This window comes from Ralstonia mannitolilytica (assembly GCF_905397375.1).
Classification (GTDB): domain Bacteria; phylum Pseudomonadota; class Gammaproteobacteria; order Burkholderiales; family Burkholderiaceae; genus Ralstonia; species Ralstonia mannitolilytica.
On the sequence record NZ_CAJPVG010000001.1, the window covers coordinates 302709 to 321200 of the forward strand.

The 18492-nt window shown below is 66.7% G+C and carries 14 protein-coding genes; 3 read left to right on the forward strand and 11 right to left on the reverse strand.

The features are described from left to right. Position 1: 1 nt before the first annotated feature. Both flhF and flhA read right to left on the reverse strand, forming a co-directional pair. The gene (gene flhF, locus KHN96_RS01295) at positions 2-1825 is read right to left on the reverse strand and encodes a flagellar biosynthesis GTPase FlhF (protein ID WP_062738867.1); all 1824 of its coding nucleotides are present in this window, start codon (positions 1823-1825) and stop codon (positions 2-4) included. Continuing rightward, positions 1822-3912, reverse strand: a complete 2091-nt coding sequence (gene flhA, locus KHN96_RS01300) for a flagellar biosynthesis protein FlhA (protein ID WP_045219676.1) — start codon at positions 3910-3912, stop codon at positions 1822-1824. Before flhA ends, flhF begins: the two co-directional genes overlap by 4 nt. A 464-nt stretch (positions 3913-4376) precedes the next feature. Between flhA and KHN96_RS01305 the strand changes: the two genes are divergently transcribed. Next, the gene (locus KHN96_RS01305; RefSeq protein WP_238587576.1) at positions 4377-5069 is read left to right on the forward strand and encodes a YitT family protein; all 693 of its coding nucleotides are present in this window, start codon (positions 4377-4379) and stop codon (positions 5067-5069) included. Between the two features lie 58 nt (positions 5070-5127). Here the strand turns inward: KHN96_RS01305 and flhB are convergent, their stop codons facing one another. Next, positions 5128-6303 (reverse strand): flagellar biosynthesis protein FlhB, encoded by a 1176-nt coding sequence (flhB, locus tag KHN96_RS01310; protein WP_045219673.1) that lies wholly within the window; start codon positions 6301-6303, stop codon positions 5128-5130. A gap of 321 nt (positions 6304-6624) precedes the next feature. On the opposite strand from flhB, the gene KHN96_RS01315 reads away from it, so the two are divergent. After that, positions 6625-8598, forward strand: a complete 1974-nt coding sequence (locus KHN96_RS01315) for an arylsulfatase (RefSeq protein ID WP_062738963.1) — start codon at positions 6625-6627, stop codon at positions 8596-8598. Next, entirely contained in the window at positions 8598-9701 is a 1104-nt protein-coding gene (locus KHN96_RS01320; RefSeq protein ID WP_373994665.1) for a formylglycine-generating enzyme family protein, read from the forward strand. The genes KHN96_RS01315 and KHN96_RS01320 overlap by 1 nt, the downstream gene beginning before the upstream one ends. Before the next feature lie 99 nt (positions 9702-9800). Here KHN96_RS01320 and cheZ read toward each other — a convergent pair whose 3' ends face one another. The 8 genes from cheZ to KHN96_RS01360 form a co-directional block, all read right to left on the reverse strand. Further along, a complete protein-coding gene (gene cheZ, locus KHN96_RS01325) occupies positions 9801-10460 on the reverse strand; it encodes a protein phosphatase CheZ (protein WP_045219671.1) in 660 nt (219 codons plus the stop codon). Beyond that, a complete protein-coding gene (cheY, locus tag KHN96_RS01330; protein WP_045219669.1) occupies positions 10460-10864 on the reverse strand; it encodes a chemotaxis response regulator CheY in 405 nt (134 codons plus the stop codon). The genes cheZ and cheY overlap by 1 nt, the downstream gene beginning before the upstream one ends. 171 nt (positions 10865-11035) lie before the next feature. Next, a complete protein-coding gene (locus tag KHN96_RS01335) occupies positions 11036-12151 on the reverse strand; it encodes a protein-glutamate methylesterase/protein-glutamine glutaminase (protein ID WP_045219667.1) in 1116 nt (371 codons plus the stop codon). A gap of 43 nt (positions 12152-12194) precedes the next feature. Then, entirely contained in the window at positions 12195-12812 is a 618-nt protein-coding gene (gene cheD, locus KHN96_RS01340; RefSeq protein WP_045220432.1) for a chemoreceptor glutamine deamidase CheD, read from the reverse strand. A 77-nt stretch (positions 12813-12889) separates the two neighbouring features. Further along, entirely contained in the window at positions 12890-13771 is an 882-nt protein-coding gene (locus tag KHN96_RS01345; RefSeq protein WP_045219665.1) for a CheR family methyltransferase, read from the reverse strand. Positions 13772-13878: 107 nt separating this feature from the next. Continuing rightward, positions 13879-15789, reverse strand: a complete 1911-nt coding sequence (locus KHN96_RS01350) for a methyl-accepting chemotaxis protein (RefSeq protein ID WP_102079048.1) — start codon at positions 15787-15789, stop codon at positions 13879-13881. Between the two features lie 226 nt (positions 15790-16015). Beyond that, a complete protein-coding gene (locus tag KHN96_RS01355; protein WP_062738865.1) occupies positions 16016-17863 on the reverse strand; it encodes a methyl-accepting chemotaxis protein in 1848 nt (615 codons plus the stop codon). A gap of 122 nt (positions 17864-17985) precedes the next feature. Beyond that, positions 17986-18477, reverse strand: coding sequence for a chemotaxis protein CheW (locus tag KHN96_RS01360; RefSeq protein ID WP_045219660.1), 492 nt, complete (start codon positions 18475-18477; stop codon positions 17986-17988). Between the last annotated feature and the right edge of the window lie 15 nt (positions 18478-18492).

The following is an 18492-nucleotide window of genomic DNA, read 5'->3' on the forward strand; positions in this document are numbered from 1 at the left end:
CTCATGCGAAGTCGAACGCGGCCAGACCGGGCTCGCGGCCGAGCTGGCCACGCGCGGCGGCCTGCGCCACCAGCAGCGATTCGTCCGAATCGAGCGCAAACGACGACTGCTCCGCCCCCGCGCGGAAACTGCGATGGATCAGCAGCTTCTTGTTGGGCGCGGCAATGTCTTCCGGCACGCGCTGGCCGTACGACACGTAGTGCAGCGGCAGGCGGCGGCGGATCATCACGTCCATCGCGTGGCCGACCGAAGCGGCCTCGTCGATCTTCGTCAGGATGCAGCCGGCCAGGTTGGCGTCGCCGGTGTGGGCGTTGCGGTAGGCGCTGACCACCTCGTCGAGCGTCTTGCCGTTGCTCGTGGCGTTCAGCAGCAGCAGCCGCTTGATCGACGGGCCCACGGCATGCAGCATCGCCATCTGTTCCGACACGGCGCGGTCGCGCTGGCTCATACCTATGGTGTCGATCAGCACGACGTGCTTCTCGCGCAGGTCGTTCAGCGCAAGGCTCAGGTCCTGCGCGTCCTTCACGGCATGCACCGTGACGCCCAGGATCTTGCCGTAGATGCGCAGCTGCTCGTGGCCGCCGATCCGGTAGCTGTCGGTCGAGAGCAGGGCCACGCGCGACGCGCCATGGCGCAGCACGAAGCGCGCGGCCAGCTTGGCGGTGGTGGTGGTCTTGCCCACACCGGTCGGGCCCATCAGGGCAAACACGCCGCCCTGGTCGAGCAGGCTGTTTTCGTCCTGCACCACGGCGAGGTTCTTTTCGATCGCGCGCTGCACGAAGTCCAGCGCACCTTCATAGGTGTCGTGCTGCGGCATGTTCTCGAGCACGTAGCGCGTGAGCTGCGCCGAGAACCCCGCGTTCAGCATGGTCTGGAACAGGCGCGTACGCACCGGGTCGCCCAGCTTCACACCCAGCGAGGCGAGGCTGGACATGGCGTCGTTCAGCGTGCTCTTGAGCGTGTCGATCTCGCTGACCATGCGGCGCGTCATGGCGTCGCTCTCCGCCTTCAGGTCGGCCTTCAGGTCGGCGCGCAGGTCGATCGCCGAGCGCTGCAGGCGCATGTCTTCGAGGGGCGCTTCGGGCTTGGCCATCGTGTCTTCCATGCGGACGAAGATGTCGTCGGTCGATTGCCGCGCGTGCACCTTCTGCTCGGCGCGCGTGGCACGGGCCTGCGCCTCGACGCGCTCGGCAAAACTGCGCAGCGCGGGCTTGCGTTCTTCCTGCGCGCGCGGCAACTCGTCGTCTTCCGCGGCGGCGCGGCGGGCAATGAACTGCGCGGTGCTGGCCTGCGCGTGTGCGGCGCTTTCGTTGGCGCGGTCCAGCGACAGACCGGCGAGCATGCGTGTGGAAGCCACGAGCGGGTCTTCGGCCGAAGCCTGTGCGGGCGTCAGGGCGACGTCGTCATCGACGCGCGTCTGCAGCGTGCTGCCGGCGGCCTTGGCGGCGGCAGCCGGTACGGCATCGTCCTGCGCGGCACGGCGCGATGCGATGAAGCGGTTGCGCAGGCGGGCCAGTGCGCCCGGTGCGGGCGTGTCGGTCTGCGCGCTGTGTTCCGCGGGTGCGGCCACAGCGGCCACGGCGGCTTCAGCGGCAGGTGCCGGCTCCGGGATCGGCGCCGGGGCCACCGGACGGCGCTGGGCGGCCCTTGGCGCGGTCGAATGCGGATCGACCAGCGCATCGAGATGCGTGTCGGATGCGGCAATGACCTCGATACCGCCAGGCACGGCGCGGTTCGACAGGATCAGCGCATCGTCGCCCAATTGGTCTCGGACCTTGCGCAACACGTCGCGCGACGTCAGTCCGGTAAATCGATGCATTTTCATGCGCGGCCTCCAAGCATGGCGACAACCTTAATCGTGCGGTGATCGGGAATTTCGGCGTGCGAGAGCACGCGCAGCCCCGGCGCGGCCCGCTTGAAGAGGCGGGCAAGCATCGGGCGCAGCGCGGGCGGCACGAGCAGGACGCCCGTCTGGCCCATCTGTTCGTATTGGCGCGACGAATCGGCGGCCGCCTGCATGAGCGAGTCAGCCAGTTGCGGTTCGATCGGGCCGGCATTCGAGCCAACGACGCTTTGCAGCAAGATGTTCTCCAGATTCGGGTCGAGCGTGACGACCTGCATTTCGGTCTTGTTCGGAAAGAGCTGCTGGGCAATCGCCCGGCCAAGGGCCACGCGCACGGCGGCGGTGAGTTCGGCGGGGTCTTGCGTCCTGCCTCCGTGTTCCGCCAGCGTCTCGACGATGGTGCGGATGTCGCGGATGTGCAGGCCTTCGTCCAGCAGGTTCTGCAGCACCTTCTGCACGGTCGCGACGGGCAACAGCTTGGGCACAACGTCTTCGACCAGCTTCGGTGCTTCCTTGGCCAAATGATCGAGCAACTGCTGCACTTCCAAACGGCCGAGAAGCTCGGTGCTATGGGTGTAAATCAACTGATTGACGTGCGTGGCGATGACCGTGCTGCAATCGACCACCGTATAGCCCTCGGCCTGGGCGCGGTCGCGCACGTCGGCGGTGATCCACAGGGCCGGCAGGCCGAAGGTCGGGTCGACCGTGGGCGTTCCGGGCAGTTGCGTACCGAGGCGCCCGTCCTGGCCACCCGGGTTGATGGCGAGGAACTTGCCCTGCTGCACCTCGCCCTGGCCGATCTCGACGCCCTTGAGCGTGATGCGGTACGACGAGGGCCCCAGCTCCAGGTTGTCGCGAATGTGCACCACCGGCGCCAGGAAGCCCATGTCCTGCGTGAACTTCTTGCGGATGCCCTTGATCCGGCGCAGCAGCTCGCCGTCCTGGCTCTTGTCGACGAGCGGGATCAGGCGGTAGCCGATCTCGAGGCCCAGCACGTCGACCCACGAGACGTCGTCCCAGCTCGCTTCGGGCGTATCGACGGGGGCAATGGCCTGCAGCACCGGCTCGACTTCGGGCACCGCGCGCTTCTTCTTCAGGTACCAGCCGAGGTAGCCCAGCGCACCGCCGAACAGGATGAACGGGAAATGCGGCATGCCTGGCACCAGACCGAGCAGGCCGAGCACGCCGGCGGTCGTCATCAGCACCGTCGGCATGGCGAACAGCTCGCTGGACAGTTGCTGGCCGACGTCCTTGTCGGTCGACACGCGGCTGACCATGATGCCCGCCGCGGTGGAGATCACCAGCGCGGGAATCTGCGCGACCAGCCCGTCGCCGATGGTGAGCAGCGTGTAGTTGGTGGCGGCGTGGCCGATGTCCATGTTGTGCTGGAGCACGCCCACGGCCAGGCCACCGACGATGTTGATGAGCAGGATGGCGATGCCCGCCACCGAATCGCCGCGCACGAACTTGCTGGCACCGTCCATGGAGCCGAAGAATTCGGCTTCCTGGGCGATGGCCGTGCGGCGGCGGCGCGCCTCGTCTTCTCGGATGAGGCCGGCGTTCAGGTCGGCGTCGATGGCCATCTGCTTGCCCGGCATCGCGTCGAGCGTGAAGCGCGCGCTGACCTCGGCGATGCGGCCCGCGCCCTTGCTGATCACCATGAAGTTGATGATCACCAGGATGACGAACAGCACGATGCCGACGGTGTAGTTGCCACCCACCAGGAAGTGGCCGAACGCCTCGATCACCTTGCCGGCGGCGTCGGGGCCGGTGTGACCTTCCATCAGCACCACGCGGGTGGAGGCCACGTTCAGCGACAGCCGCATCAGCGTCGTGATCAGCAGGATGCTTGGGAACGACGAGAAATCCAGCGGCTTGAGCGTGTGCATGCTGATGAGCAGCACGATGATGGACAGCGCGATGTTGAACGTGAACAGCAGGTCCAGCACGAACGGCGGCAGCGGCAACACCATCATCGCCAGGATCAGGATGATCAGCACCGGGCCGGCGGCGGAGCGGTAGTCGCCCTGGCGCAGGAAGCTTTGGACTCGGAGCAAGGCGGCGTTCATCGTGGGGGGACAGGCAGCGGGGGGCTTTTGCGATGGCTGCCATCTTGCCGCCCGCACCGCCAAACCGAAGAAGCGAGAAAGCCGCCCAAAAGGCGGCTTTTCTCTGAAATACCCTCCCACCGGGGGGTGCGCTTTGCCCCCTTCACGCCGCCAGGGGGGCCTGGAGGTGCGTCGTACCAGACTTTCATACAGAATCGCGTACTCAACCAGGCTGTACCAATCCCGTCCCTCAACCGCACCCCTTTCGATACCCTCGCGCTGAAGCAGCGGCCTGGTCGTATGCGCCATGCAGCCCGGGGCGCTGGGTATGGGACTTGCAAATCATCCTGAAACGCCGCCCACAAGACCCGGTTCCACGCATCACCGCACGAAGGTGGTGCAGTGTCCGGTGCGTGGATGCACCAACCCGATCATAGGCAAGGTTCAATGAAGCACCCCACCTCTGGATTACCGGACATCCATGATTGTTTGCCGGACTGGCCGTTCATCCGATGAGCGGCGCCATGGACCATCAGCTTCATCACGCAAGCAGCGCCGTTGCAGCAAGCCCGCCCCATGCCGCCCAGCACACGATGCTCGAAGACGTCTACGGCATGGCCGTGGGCATGATGTTCATCGTGACGGGGGTGGTGCTGCTCAGCGCAGCCGGACTCGTGACCGGTGGCATTGCAGGGATCGCGTTGCTCGTGTCGTACGTGGCGCCGATGTCGGTCGGCACCATTTTCACGTTGGTCAACGTGCCGTTTTTCGTGTTCGCCTATTTCGTCATGGGCCCGCGTTTTGCCATCAAGTCGACGCTGGCCAGTTGCGGGATCACCCTCCTGCTTGCAGTGACGCGGCAGGCGTTACACATCGATTTTGAGAGCCCGCTGTTTGCGGCGGTGGTGGGCGGAACGCTCAACGGCATGGGGGTGTTGGCGCTGGCCCGGCATGGCTCCGGCGTGGGCGGCACGGGCGTTCTGACGCTCTGGCTGCAGCGCACGCGGGGAATCAATGCGGGGATCGTGCAGGTGGCCATCGACTCGATGATTCTGCTGACATCGCTCCTGGTCATTCCGACCGGCCGTGTGGGCTGGTCGGCCCTGAGCGCAGTTGCCATGAGCGCGATGGTGATCGCATGGCACCGCCCAGGCCGATATAACGTCGTGGTGCGGTAGCGGCAGGCGGGGCCTCACCGAAGAAAGCGTCAGCATCAAGGTTGGGATTGCCGATCCGTCAGGCGTTGCCGGTGACGTCGTCATCGGCGTCGTCCGGGCCGGGCTGCGGCCCCGGGTCCATATCGGCGGGCACCGGCAGATCGGTCGGGCGCACGGGCGCACGGCCACCGACCTGATGCATGCGGCGCAGCTGATAGACGTACGCCAGCACCTCGGCCACGGCCGCGTACAGCGCCTGCGGAATCTGCTGGCCGATCTCGGTATGCCGGTACAACGCCCGCGCCAGCGGCGGGGCTTCCAGAATCGGGACCTTGTGCTCGGTGCCGAGCTCGCGGATCTTGGCGGCCACCAGGTCGGCGCCCTTGGCCAGCACGCGCGGCGCGCCGCCCTCCTGCTCGGAATAGCGCAGCGCCACGGCGTAGTGCGTCGGGTTGGTGACGATCACGTCGGCCTTGGGCACGTCGGCCATCATGCGGCGCTGGGCGACCTGGCGCTGCATCGCGCGGATGCGGCCCTTGACATGCGGGTCGCCCTCCGACTCGCGGTGCTCCTTGCGCACCTCCTCCTTGGTCATGCGGTGCTTGCGGGCGTATTGCCACAGCGCCAGCGGCACATCGACGGCCGCCACCAGCAGCATCACGCCCGCCATGCAGAGGAACGCCACACCCGCCACATGCATCGTCTCCTGCATGGCGGTGCGCAGGTTCTGCTGCGGCAGCTCGATGAAGGCCCCGCGGTAATACGTGATGAGCCACCAGCCCACACCCGCCACGAGCGCCAGCTTGATCAGCAGCCGGGGCAGCTCCAGCAGCCCCTCCACCGAAAACATGCGCGTGAGGCCGTGCAGCTTGAACAGCCGCGTGATGTCCGGCGCCAGCGGCTTGAACGATATTGCCCCCCGTGTGAGCGCCAGCGGCGTCAGAGCCGCCAGGACAAGCAGAAGCAGCAGCCCGCCCAGCACCACGGCCAGCGGCGTGAACTGCGCCGCCACGTACGTCCACTGGTCTTGGGTGCGGGTGTAGTCGTAACGATGGAACTCCAGGCACCGCGCCAGGAACGACGAGGCCGCCCGCACGATCGCGTCGCCCATGACCCACAGGCCGCCAGCGCCCACGGCCAGCAGGGCGAACGAACCCAGTTCCCGCGATCTGGGAACGTCGCCTTCCTCGCGCGCCTGCTCGAGGCGCCTCGGAGAGGCGGGTTCGGTTTTTTCGAGATCGCTTTCTTCGGACATGCCGGCGCGCGAGGGGTAAACGGAATGAAGTACACAGCACCGGCCTGATGACCGACCGCTGCATTATTCCGGCACCCGCGCCTGGCAGAAGCGTGGAAAAGAGAGCCCGGGAGCGTTTTTTTCGATGAAATGGCCCGGGCTGCAGCGCAAACGTCGTCCATTCAGAGCTGACGTGGGGTTCGCAATGGCGCGGCAACGGCCTGCCGACCGGCAAGACGCCTCTCCGTCATATCGACCTGCGGAAAACTTCGTCGCCTTATGCAGGGGGCCTCCATAGCATGACCCGTTCTCCAAACCAGAATGCAGAACGGACCCACCGTCATGTCGCCCGATCGAGCCAACTCCCCTGCCTTGCCCCTGCGCCAGCGCATGCTGGCGGCCCTGCTCGCCACCGCCCTTGCCACACTCAGTGCGTGCGGCAGCGATTCGCCGCCCGGCACGTCCACAGCCGGCACCGACAACAGCACACCGGACACGCCGGCCCGCAAGCCAAACATCCTGTACATCATGGCCGACGACCTCGGCTATTCCGACATCCATGCCATGGGCGGCGAGATCGACACGCCCAACCTCGACGCGCTGGTGCAGTCGGGCCGGCTGCTGACCAACCACCACGCGGGCACCGTCTGCGCCATCACGCGCGCGATGCTCATTTCGGGCACCGACCACCACCTGGTGGGCGAAGGCACCATGGGTGCACCCAACGATGAGCGCGCGGGGCTACCCGGCTACGAGGGCTATCTGAACGACCGCGCGCTGTCGGTCGCGCAACTGCTCAAGGACGGCGGTTATCACACCTACATGGCCGGCAAGTGGCACCTGGGCAACGGCATTGCGGGCAGCGCCGCCAACCTGGGCAAGACGCCAGACCAGTGGGGTTTCGAGCGTTCGTATGCGCTGCTGCCGGGTGCGGCCAGCAACCACTTCGGCCATGAAAACGCCAACGCCAGGAACTACACGGAAGACGGCGCCTATGTGCAACCGGGCCAGCCAGGGCAACCGGGCGGCGCGGGAGGCAGCCCCGCAGTGTTCTATTCGACGGATTTCTACACGCAGAAGCTGATCAGCTACATCGACTCGCACAAGGGCGACGGCAAGCCGTTCTTTGCCTATGCGGCCTACACCTCGCCGCACTGGCCGCTGCAGGTGCCGGACCCGTGGCTGCACAAATATGCCGGCCGCTATGACGCGGGCTACGACGTCATCCGCGATGCGCGCATCGCGCGGCAGAAGGCGCTGGGCATCATTCCGGCCGATTTCACGCCGTTTGCCGGGCTGCCCGGCACAACCACGCGTTCGGCCGCGTCGCCCAACAACGGCACCGCCAATGCGCGCTACATCAACGCCAACCACGGCCCCGCGCAGGGCTATACCGACTACGGCCCCGGCTATGTCAACAAGAAGTGGAGCGACCTCACCCCGCTGGAGCGCAAGGCGCAGGCGCGCTACATGGAGATCTACGCCGGCATGGTCGAAAACCTCGACTACAACATCGGCCTGTTGATCCAGCACCTGAAAGACATTGGCGAGTACGACAACACCTTCATCATGTTCCAGTCGGACAACGGCGCTGAAGGCTGGCCGATCGACTCCGGCGCCGACCCGAAGGCCACCGATGAAGCCAACGCCACCGAGCCGGTCTACTCCAGGCTCGGCACCGATAACGGCCTGGCCAACGCACAGCGCCTGCAATACGGCCTGCGCTGGGCCGAGGTGAGCGCCACGCCGTTCAACCTGGTCAAGGGCCATGCGGCCGAAGGCGGTGTCTCGGTGCCGGCCATCGTGCGCCTGCCCGGCCAGACCCAGGCGCTGCCGCCCATCACACGCTTCACGCATGTGACCGACAACACCGCCACCTTCCTGGCCTTGGCCGGCATTACGCCGCCCAGCACACCTGCGCAGCCGGCCGTGGACGGCAACGGTGTGGACCAGAACAAGGGCAAGGTGCAATACGGCGGCCGCGCGGTGTATCCGGTGACGGGCGTGTCGCTGCTGGCGTCGATCCGGCAATCTGCCGATGCGGGGCCCATCCACACGCAGCCCTTTGGCGACGAGTCGTACGGCCGCGCCTATCTGCGCAGCGCAGACGGCCGCTGGAAGGCGCTGTGGACCGAACCGCCGCTGGGTGCGGCCGACGGCCACTGGCAGCTCTTCGACATTGCCAGCGACCGCGGCGAGACCAACGATGTCTCTGCGCAGCACCCTGACGTGGCCGCCACGCTGTACCAGCAATGGCAGGACTACATGCGCAGCGTTGGCGGTGTGGAGCCGCTGCGCCCACGCGGGTTTTACTGATGGGCGCCGTGGTAGAGAAGCGCAGGCGCAGGGGCTTGCGCTGGTTGTTGGCCGGTACGCCGCTGGCCGCGGTGACCGCCGTTGCGTTGCACCCGGCCGGCGGCAACATGGCGGCCCGCGCCGCGAACGTGGTCACCGCGCACACCGCCCCACGCCTGCCGCTGGGCACCACCGACGCCTGTGCCCGCTACGCCGGGTTGCCGCCCGGCTGGCGGCACGACACGCGGGCCGGCATGGTGCACGTGAGCAGCGGCAGCTTCACCTTCGGCACCACGCTCGGCTATCCGGACGAACGCCCCGCGCAGCGTGATGGCACCGCCGCCCAGACGCGCGTGCGCGGCTTCTGGATCGACCAGACGGAGGTGACCAACGCCCAGTTCGCTGCCTTCGTGGCCGCCACCGGCTATGTGACCGACGCCGAGCGCCAGGGCGGCGCGGTGGTGTTTCACGTGCCCGATTCGGCAGAGATGCAGGCACGCCCTTATGCATGGTGGCGCTGGGTCAAGGGCGCGGACTGGCGCCACCCGACAGGCGCCGACAGCAGGCTTGCCGATGCCGACAACCAGCCCGTGACACGTGTCACCCAGGCCGATGCACTGGCCTACGCCCGCTGGCTGGGCCACGACCTGCCGACGGAAGCCGAGTGGGAATACGCCGGCAAGGCCGGCCGAGACGGCGCCGATCTTGAAAAAGCTCCGCGCGATGGCAACGGCAAACCCGGCGCCAATTACTGGCAGGGCATCTTTCCCGTGCTGGACACCGCGGAGGACGGCCGCGCAGGCATCGGCCCGGTCGGCTGCTATGCCGCCAACGGCTTCGCGCTGTACGACATGATCGGCAACGTATGGGAATGGACGCGCGACGCCTATACCGGCCCGCATCAGTCTCACGCCAATGGCGACACACGCGCCGTGGCAGCGCTGGACCAGCCGCAACGCTTTGGGCAGGGCAACAGCGAGCCGAACCGGCCGGTGGTGATCAAGGGCGGCTCGTTCCTCTGCTCGCCGGACTTTTGCGTGCGCTACCGGGCCTCTGCACGCGAGGCGCAGGAAGCCGATCTGCCAGCCGCGCACATCGGGTTCCGGACCATCCTGCGGGATTGAAGGCAGCGGTATTTGCCGTATTGAACGAGGAAAACAAAAAACAAAACGGGCGTTGCGCACATCGTCGCAACGCCCGTTTTGTTGTGTCCGGCGCCAGGTTCAGAAGCCCAGGCTTTCCAGCAGATCGTCCACCTGCTCCTGGTTGGCAACCACATCCGGATGGTCCGGGTTGATCTGCGGACCGTTGAGCAGCGTCGGCGCCACTTCCACGCGCAGGTGTTCCGGCGCGTTGTCGAGCAGGATGCTGACGAGCTGGCTTTCAATGAGCTGCACCACGTCCAGCACCTTCTTGATGACCTGTCCGGTCAGGTCCTGGAAGTCCTGGGCCATCAGGATTTCCATGAGCTGGTGGTTGGTGTCGCGCGTCTTCTGCGGGACGCTGCGCAGGAAGCCGTTGGTCTGGCCGACGAGCTCGCGGATCTCATCATCGCCAAGCTGGCGGTCCATCCACGACTGCCAGCGGTTGACCAGCGCCTCGGCGTCGGACTCGAGTGCGTCCTGCACCGGGCGGGCCGCGTCGATGGCGTTGAGCACGCGGGTAGCCGCCTGCTCCGTCATGTTGGCAATGTAATTGAGGCGGTCACGCGCGTCGGGAATGGCCGAAGCAGCGCGCTCCACGCCCTTGTCCAGGCCCAGCTCGCGCATGCTCTCGCGCAGCATGCGCGTGAGATGGCCAATGCGCTGCAGCATCTCGGGCATGTCGCCGTGGTCGGCACCCTGTGCGGCGCTCGCCTGGGCGCCGTCGTGCATCTCGCTCATCAGGCCCCCGCTTTTTCCAGTTTCTCGAAGATCTTGCCCAGCTTTTCGTCCAGCGTGGCGGCCGTGAACGGCTTGACCACGTAGCCGCTGGCGCCGGCCTGCGCGGCGGCGATGATGTTTTCCTTCTTGGCTTCGGCCGTCACCATCAGCACCGGCAGCTTGCTGATGGACGGGTTGGCATCCGCGCGGATGCTCTGCAGCATCTGCAGACCGTCCATGTTCGGCATGTTCCAGTCCGAGATCACGAAATCGAACCGGCCTTCCTTGACCTTGGCCAGGCCGGCCGCGCCATCTTCGGCTTCGTCGACGTTGGCAAAACCGAGTTCCTTGAGCAGGTTACGCACGATCCGGCGCATCGTCGGAAAGTCATCGACGACGAGGAATCGGAACTGGCTCTTGTCCATGGACACAATCTCCACTTACTAAAATTTTGGGGGGTTCGGGCTTCCTTGGCTGTCTTATCGGCGCTCCTGGCCGATTCTTGAGCGCCGCCGATGCAACGACCCGGTTCGCGGCCCATGGCGGGCGGCCCCACGGGCCGCACCGAAGGCGCGGCCAGCCTGAGAGCCGGCCGGCTACACCCGCGTCACGCGGCCATGGGCGGACAGCCGGGCCAGCACGTGCGGGCCGATCTGCGACAGCGGCAGCACCTCGTGCACGCCGCCGTGCGCCACGGCTTCCTTGGGCATGCCGTAGACCACGCACGAGGCCTCGTCCTGGGCCACGTTGTAGGCGCCGGCGTTGCGCATCTCCAGCATGCCTGCCGCGCCGTCCTTGCCCATGCCGGTGAGGATCACGCCCAGGGCATTGGCCCCTGCGTTGCGCGCGGCGGACCGGAACAGCACGTCCACCGCCGGCCGGTGGCGGTTCACGGGCGGGCCCTGGTCCAACTCGGTGACGTAGTTGGCGCCGCTGCGGCCGAGCGACAGGTGCATGTCGCCCGGGGCGATGTAGGCGTGGCCGGGCAGCACGCGCTCGCCGTGCACGGCCTCCTTCACGCGGATGCGGCACAGGCCGTCCAGCCGCTTGGCGAACGAGGTGGTGAAGCCGGCCGGCATGTGCTGCACGATCAGGATGCCGGGGCAGTCGGGCGGCATTTCCAGCAGGAAATCCTTGATCGCCTCGGTGCCGCCGGTGGAGGCGCCCACGATGATGAGCTTCTCCGTCGACGAGAAATGGGTACGCGCCGGGGCCGGGGTGGCTGGGGCGTGCTCGGCCCGCACGTGCGTGCCCTGCGGCGCAGCCGTTGCGGCAACGGGGGCGGCAGTGCGCGGACGCAGCCGTGCCCGGGCGGCCGCGCGGATCTTGTCGGCGATCTGGTCGGCGTATTCGTTCATGCCGTCGCGCATGCCGAGCTTGGGCTTGGCGACAAAATCCACCGCGCCGAGCTCCAGCGCACGCAGCGTGGCTTCAGAGCCGCGCTCCGTGAGCGACGAGATCATCACCACCGGCGTCGGGCGCAGGCGCATGAGCTTTTCCAGGAAGTCGAGCCCGTCCATCTTGGGCATTTCGACGTCCAGCGTGAGCACGTCCGGGTTGGTCTGCTTGATGAGGTCGCGCGCGATGATGGGGTCTGGCGCCACGCCCACCACTTCCATGTCGGGCTGCGCGTTGATGATCTCCTTCAGGATGCTGCGGATCAGTGCCGAATCGTCGATACACAGCACCTGAATCTTGCGTTTGTCGTTCATATGGAGAGCAAGGATCAGGAATGATGGGGATACGGGAACGGGATTACGTAAACAGTTGCAGGCGCGAAGGCGGCTTGGCCGCGATGGATTTCGACAGCTTGCTGGCGTACTGCGCTTCGCCATCGAGCTCGGCCGCGGAACTTTGCGAGCGCAGCTTGCGCACCATGATCTGTCCGGTGGAAGGCACGAAGTAGACCTTGCGCGGATACACGTCAAAGAGATCCTTGGCCGCCACGGGCAAGCCTTCGTTGCGCAGGAACTCGAGGACGAACTTGCCGTTGCGCTCGCCCACGTCGAGCGTGCTCATGCCGGCCAGAACGGCCGCGCCGCCAAACACCTTGATCTCCAGGTGTTCGCGCCGGGCGCCGGCCTTGTAGAGCTGGTTGAGCAGGACTTCCATGGCGTGCGTGCCGTAGCGCATCGATGGTGACAGGATCGACTCGGCCTCGTTGCGCGAGGGCAGCATGAAATGGTTCATGCCCCCGATGCCGAGGATCTTGTCGCGCACGCAGGCCGTCACGCAGGAGCCGAGCACGGTCACCAGCATCAGGTCTTCCGTGGTGACGTAGTACTCGCCGGGCAGCACCTTCATCGCGCGGCGGCTGAAGGTGGTGTCGTAATACGCGTGCGTGCTGGCGGCCGACTGCGCGAGCGTGGCCATCGCGCCCGCCGTCATGCCGCTGTCGCTGCGCACGGTGTCAGCCGGGGCACGCGGGGTGGCCATTTTGCCGAATTCGATCATCGCGCGCCCGCCATCTTCGCGCGCACGTCGGGCGCGATCTCATAGACCGTCTTGCCGCGCAGCGACCACGCCTTGCTGATCTGCAGAAAGCTCTCCGAATGGCCCGCAAAGAGCAGGCCGTCGGGCTTCATGACGTCGATGAAGTGCTCCAGGATCTTGGCCTGCGTGGGCTTATCGAAATAGATCATCACGTTGCGGCAGAAGATCACGTCGAACTTCTGCGTGAGCGGCCAGTCGCGGTCGAGCAGGTTGATCTGACGGAAGTCGATCATGGCCTGCAGCTCGGGCCGCACGCGCGCATACCCTTCGTGCTTGCCGGTGCCGCGCAGGAAGTACTTCTTCAGCCGCTCGGTGGACAGCGCCGCGACGCGTTCCATCGGGTAGATGCCGGCACGCGCGCGGGCCAGCGCGTTCGTGTCCACGTCGGAGGCGATCACGCTCACCTGCCCCGGATGCATCGAGCCGAAGGTCTCGGCCAGGGTGATGGCGATCGAATACGGCTCTTCCCCAGTGGACGAGGCCGAGCACCACACCGTGAACGGCGTGCGCTTGGCCTTGGCGTGCTCGGCCAGGATCGGGAAGTGGTGCTGCTCGCGGAAGAACGCGGTCAGGTTGGTGGTGAGCGCGTTGGTGAAGGCCTCCCACTCGTCGGGCAGGTGGCCGTTCTCCAGGGCGTCGAGATAATCGCGGAACGAGCCGAGGTTGACCACGCGCAGGCGGCGGGCCAGGCGGCTGTAGACCATCTCGCTCTTGCGGTCGGACAGCGAAATGCCCGCGCGCCGATAGATCAGGCCACGGATGCGGGCGAAATCCTCCGCCGTGAACGAAAACTCACGCGACGCGAGCGTCGGCGAAACCGGCGCCAAGGTGTGTGCCATAGCCATTGATAACTACCCCGTAATTGCGGGTCTGGCGCCCGCTATCCATGCTCGGCGGGCGTCACGACCGTGGCCGCCACGCCAGGTTTGCTGCTGCAGAGCCGGCGTCAGAACGTGCTCCAGTCATCATCATCGGCAGAACCGGCCGCCAGCTTGAGGGCGGGCCCTGCCGATGCGGCCGAAACCGCCGCCACTGCGACGGGATGGGCCGGCACATGTGCTTCGTTGGCCGCTTTTTCTGTGCGTGCGGTGGTCGCCACCGGCGCAGACGGTGCATTCTCCGGCGTCTGCGCGGGCGCGACCGGCGCTGCAGCAGCCTTGCGCGAGGCCTGAGCGCGCGCTACGGCCGGCACGACGTCGTGTCTGGGCGGGTGCGTCTGGCTCCGCGGGGCCGGGCTGGCCGGCGCACGAGCCGCTTCGGCAGCGGGTGCAGCCGCCTCGGCAGACGCATCGGTGCGGAACGCCGCCACGGCGTCGCGCAGCAGTTGCGCCTGCTCTTCCAGCGACAGGGCAGCGGCCGCGGCCTCTTCCACCAGCGCGGCGTTCTGCTGCGTGACCTCGTCCATCTGGTTCACGGCCTGGTTGACCTGCTCGATGCCGCTGCTCTGTTCGTCCGAGGCGGCCGAGATCTCGCCCATGATGTCGGTCACGCGCTTGACGGCCACCACGACTTCTTCGATCACCTCGCCGGCCTCCGCCACCAGCGCCGAGCCGTTGCGCACGCGGCCCACCGAATCGCCAATCAGCGCCTTGATCTCCTTGGCCGCCGTGGCCGAACGCTGCGCGAGGCTGCGCACCTCGCCCGCCACCACGGCAAACCCGCGTCCCTGCTCGCCCGCACGCGCAGCTTCCACTGCCGCATTCAGCGCCAGGATGTTGGTCTGGAAGGCAATGCCTTCGATCACCCCGATGATGTCGGCGATCTTCTTGCTGCTTTCATTGATGCCCGCCATGGTCTCCACCACGCGGCCCACGACTTCGCCGCCCTTGACGGCGATATCCGACGCATTGCCCGCCAGCTGGCTCGCCTGCCGGGCGTTGTCGGCGTTCTGCTTCACGATGCTCGTGAGCTCTTCCATGCTCGATGCCGTTTCTTCCAGCGAGCTGGCCTGCTCTTCCGTACGCTGCGACAGATCGGCGTTGCCGGCGGCGATCTGTTGGGTGGCGCTGGCAATGGAATCGGCGGAGCGCTTGATGTTGCTGATGGTGCTGGTCAACTGCTGCTGCATCTGGGCCATGGCGAAGAGCATGCTGTCGCGGTCGCCCGGGCGGGTCTGCACATGCACGGCGAGGTCGCCGGCGGCGATGCGGCGCGCGATGTCGGCCGCGTATGACGGCTCGCCACCCAGCTGGCGCGACAGGCGGCGCGCAATCACGAGCCCCAGCACGATGCCCAGCAGCGCACCGGCACACGCCAGGACGACCATCACGAGCCGCGAGCGCTGGGCATCGTCCCGCGCCTTGACGGTGGACGCCGCAGACACCTCCTCCACGCGCTTGACCATCTTGTCGAGCGTCTTCTCGAACGCAGCGGTGTCGTCGAGCAGGCCGACGTTCTCGGCCGTGACGCGGCTGTCGAACTGCGTCGGGTCCAGGCCCTGCTTGTCCATCAGCGCAACGAAGTCGTTCATGCGCTTGCTCCACACGGGGTAGACGGCATCCACCTCGCGGATCATCTTCTTGCCCTCGTCAGAGGTGAACAGCGGACGCACGTTGTCCACGCCCTCCTTCAGGCGCTGCATGCTGTCGGCGATCTGGCCGCTGAGCGTCTTGCGCTCGCTGAGCGTGGTGGCGATCAGCAGTGCCGTCTGCGCACGGCTGGCATGGGCGAGGCTGTTGGCCGCACCGCCCATCTGCGTGATGGCGCGCATCTGCTTCTGGGCCAGCTCTTCGCTAGCTTTCGTCAACTGCGTGATCGTATAGATGCCCAACCCGCCAATGGCCGCACCCATTGCGGCCACGATCAGGAATCCGCCGGTGAGGACCGTGGACACCGGCAAGCGCTTGATCCAACCCATGTTTGTCTACCCCTCTCTTTCTGTATGCCCCTGTAACCGCTATCGGCCCCCAGGGGACGGCTCTTTAGAACCGCCTAGGGCGCATGCCCCTTCAGAGGGGGATCACCCCGTCTTTGCGACATGACCTGCCCAGGCAAAAAAAAAACCTGCCCCGAGGGGCAGGCTGCACACCACAAACACGCACGAGAGAGCTTTCGCGAGCAGCGAAGATCTCGTGCATACATGGTTAAAAGGTTTCCCAGTCGCTGTCGTCGCCGCCTGCGGCGACCAGCTTCGGTGTTTGCAACTTGGGCGCTGGCGCGGCCGCCTTTGCCACAGGGGCGGCGGCTGCGCTGCGCGTGCCTTGTTGTACGGTTGCAGGCGCTGCCGCCACGGCCGCAGCGGTGGCTCGGGCCGGAGCCGCGGCAGTCGGCGTCGGGCGCGCCGCGCGAACACGGGCGGCCTTGGCCTGCGGTTCGGCCCTGGCCACCGCGGTTGCGGCAACGCGCGATTCGGGGTGGCCCGCAGATGGCGTTGCGGCCGGCGTACCCGCTTGCGTGCGGAAGGCCGCCACGGCCTGGCGCAGCCCATCGGCCTGCTCCTGCAGCGACATGGCGGCAGCAGCCGCCTGCTCGACCAGCGCGGCGTTCTGCTGCGTGGTCTCGTCCATCTGGTTCACGGCCTGGTTGACCTGCTCGATGCCGGTGCTCTGCTCGTCCGACGCCGAGCTGATCTCGCCCATGATGTCGGTCACGCGCTTGACGGCAACGACCACCTCGTCGATCACGCTGCCCGCTTCGGCCACCAGCATGGAGCCGTTTTCGACACGACCCACCGAATCGCTGATCAGTTCCTTGATCTCCTTGGCCGCCGTGGCCGAACGCTGCGCGAGGCTGCGCACCTCGCCCGCCACCACGGCAAACCCGCGTCCCTGCTCGCCCGCACGCGCAGCTTCCACTGCCGCATTCAGCGCCAGGATGTTGGTCTGGAAGGCAATGCCTTCGATCACCCCGATGATGTCGGCGATCTTCTTGCTGCTTTCATTGATGCCCGCCATGGTCTCCACCACGCGGCCCACGACTTCGCCGCCCTTGACGGCGATATCCGACGCATTGCCCGCCAGCTGGCTCGCCTGCCGGGCGTTGTCGGCGTTCTGCTTCACGATGCTCGTGAGCTCTTCCATGCTCGACGCGGTTTCCTCGAGCGCGGAAGCCTGCTGCTCGGTGCGCTGCGACAGATCGGCGTTGCCGCTGGCGATCTGCTGCGTGGCGCTGGCGATCGAGTCGGAGCCCGCGCGCACCTGGCCCACCATCCTCTGCAGGCTTTCCTGCATGCGTTGCAGGGCCAGCAGCAAGCGGCCGGTTTCATCGGCGCGGTCCACATGGATCGTGTGGGTGAGGTCGCCCTGGGTAATGTGCTCGGCCTGCTCGATGGCCTGCATCAGCGGCACCGTGATGGACCGGCGCAGCGCCCATGTCATCAGCCCACCGGCCACGATGCCGCCCAGCAGCAGCGCCGAAGTCAGCGCGCTCAGGTTGTCGTGCTCACGCTGCGTGGCCTCGTAGCTCGCGCGGGCGACATCCACCTGCATGCGGTTGAGGGCGATCACCGTATCGCCCAGCGGGCGGTACAGCGCGGGCATGACGTCCATGACGGTCTTGCTGATGCGCGCCTCGTCATGCGCCTGCACCGCCTGCAGCAGAACCTCCACGCCATCGCGCAGGAAGGCGGCGCGCTGGCTTTCGGCCTGCTCGGCCAGCTTGCGCTCGTCGGCCGCGACCGGCAGCGCGCGATAGCGCTTCCAGGCGGCGTCCGACTTGTCGAGGAACATCCTCGCGCGCTCGATCGTCTTGTCGATCCCTGGCGCATTGGGCGCCATGGCGGCCCGGTCCAGCACGATGCGCAGGCTCAGCAGGTTGGCATCGGACTCCGCCAATGCGACGGCCCCCGCCAGTTGCACGGAGTACGTTTCCTGCACACGGGTATTGGCGTGCCGCATGCCAATGAGGCCCGTCACACCAACGATGACGGCGAGCACTCCCACACCCGCCATCATCAGCCCCAACCGGAGCCGGATGGTCATTCTGCTGAACATGCTTTCCTCCCCTTGAGGCGCTGCACCTGTTGTGGCGGTGTCTTGTCGCCTGCCGGGCCTCCCCGGCCCGGACCGATCGGCCGCGGGCACGCAACGCGCCCCGGCCGGATTCATGTTGCCGATCAGGCCGCTTCGGCCTCGTCGCACAGTGCCATGTCGGCCGACATGAGCAGTCGCTCGATGTCCACCAGGATCAGCATGCGTTCATCGATCGAGCCCAGGCCGCGGATGTACTCCGTGTCCAGCGCCCCCGAAAACTCCGGCGCCGGCTTGATCTGCTGACTTTGCAGCGTCAGCACGTCGGACACGCCATCCACCACGATGCCGACCACGCGGTCCTTCAGGTTCAGGATGATGACGACGGTGTACTGGTTGTACTCCACGCGCTCGAGCTGGAACTTGATGCGCAGGTCCACGATCGGGACGATGATGCCGCGCAGGTTGATCACGCCCTTGATGAAGTCCGGTGCGTTGGCAATGCGCGTGACAGTCTCGTAGCCGCGGATTTCCTGCACCTTCAGGATGTCGATGCCGTATTCCTCGCGGCCCAGCGTGAAGGCCAGGTACTCTTCCCCGCCGGTGTCTTCTCCGATCGCGTGTTCCTTGACTTCCATTGCGGCTCCCCTTGG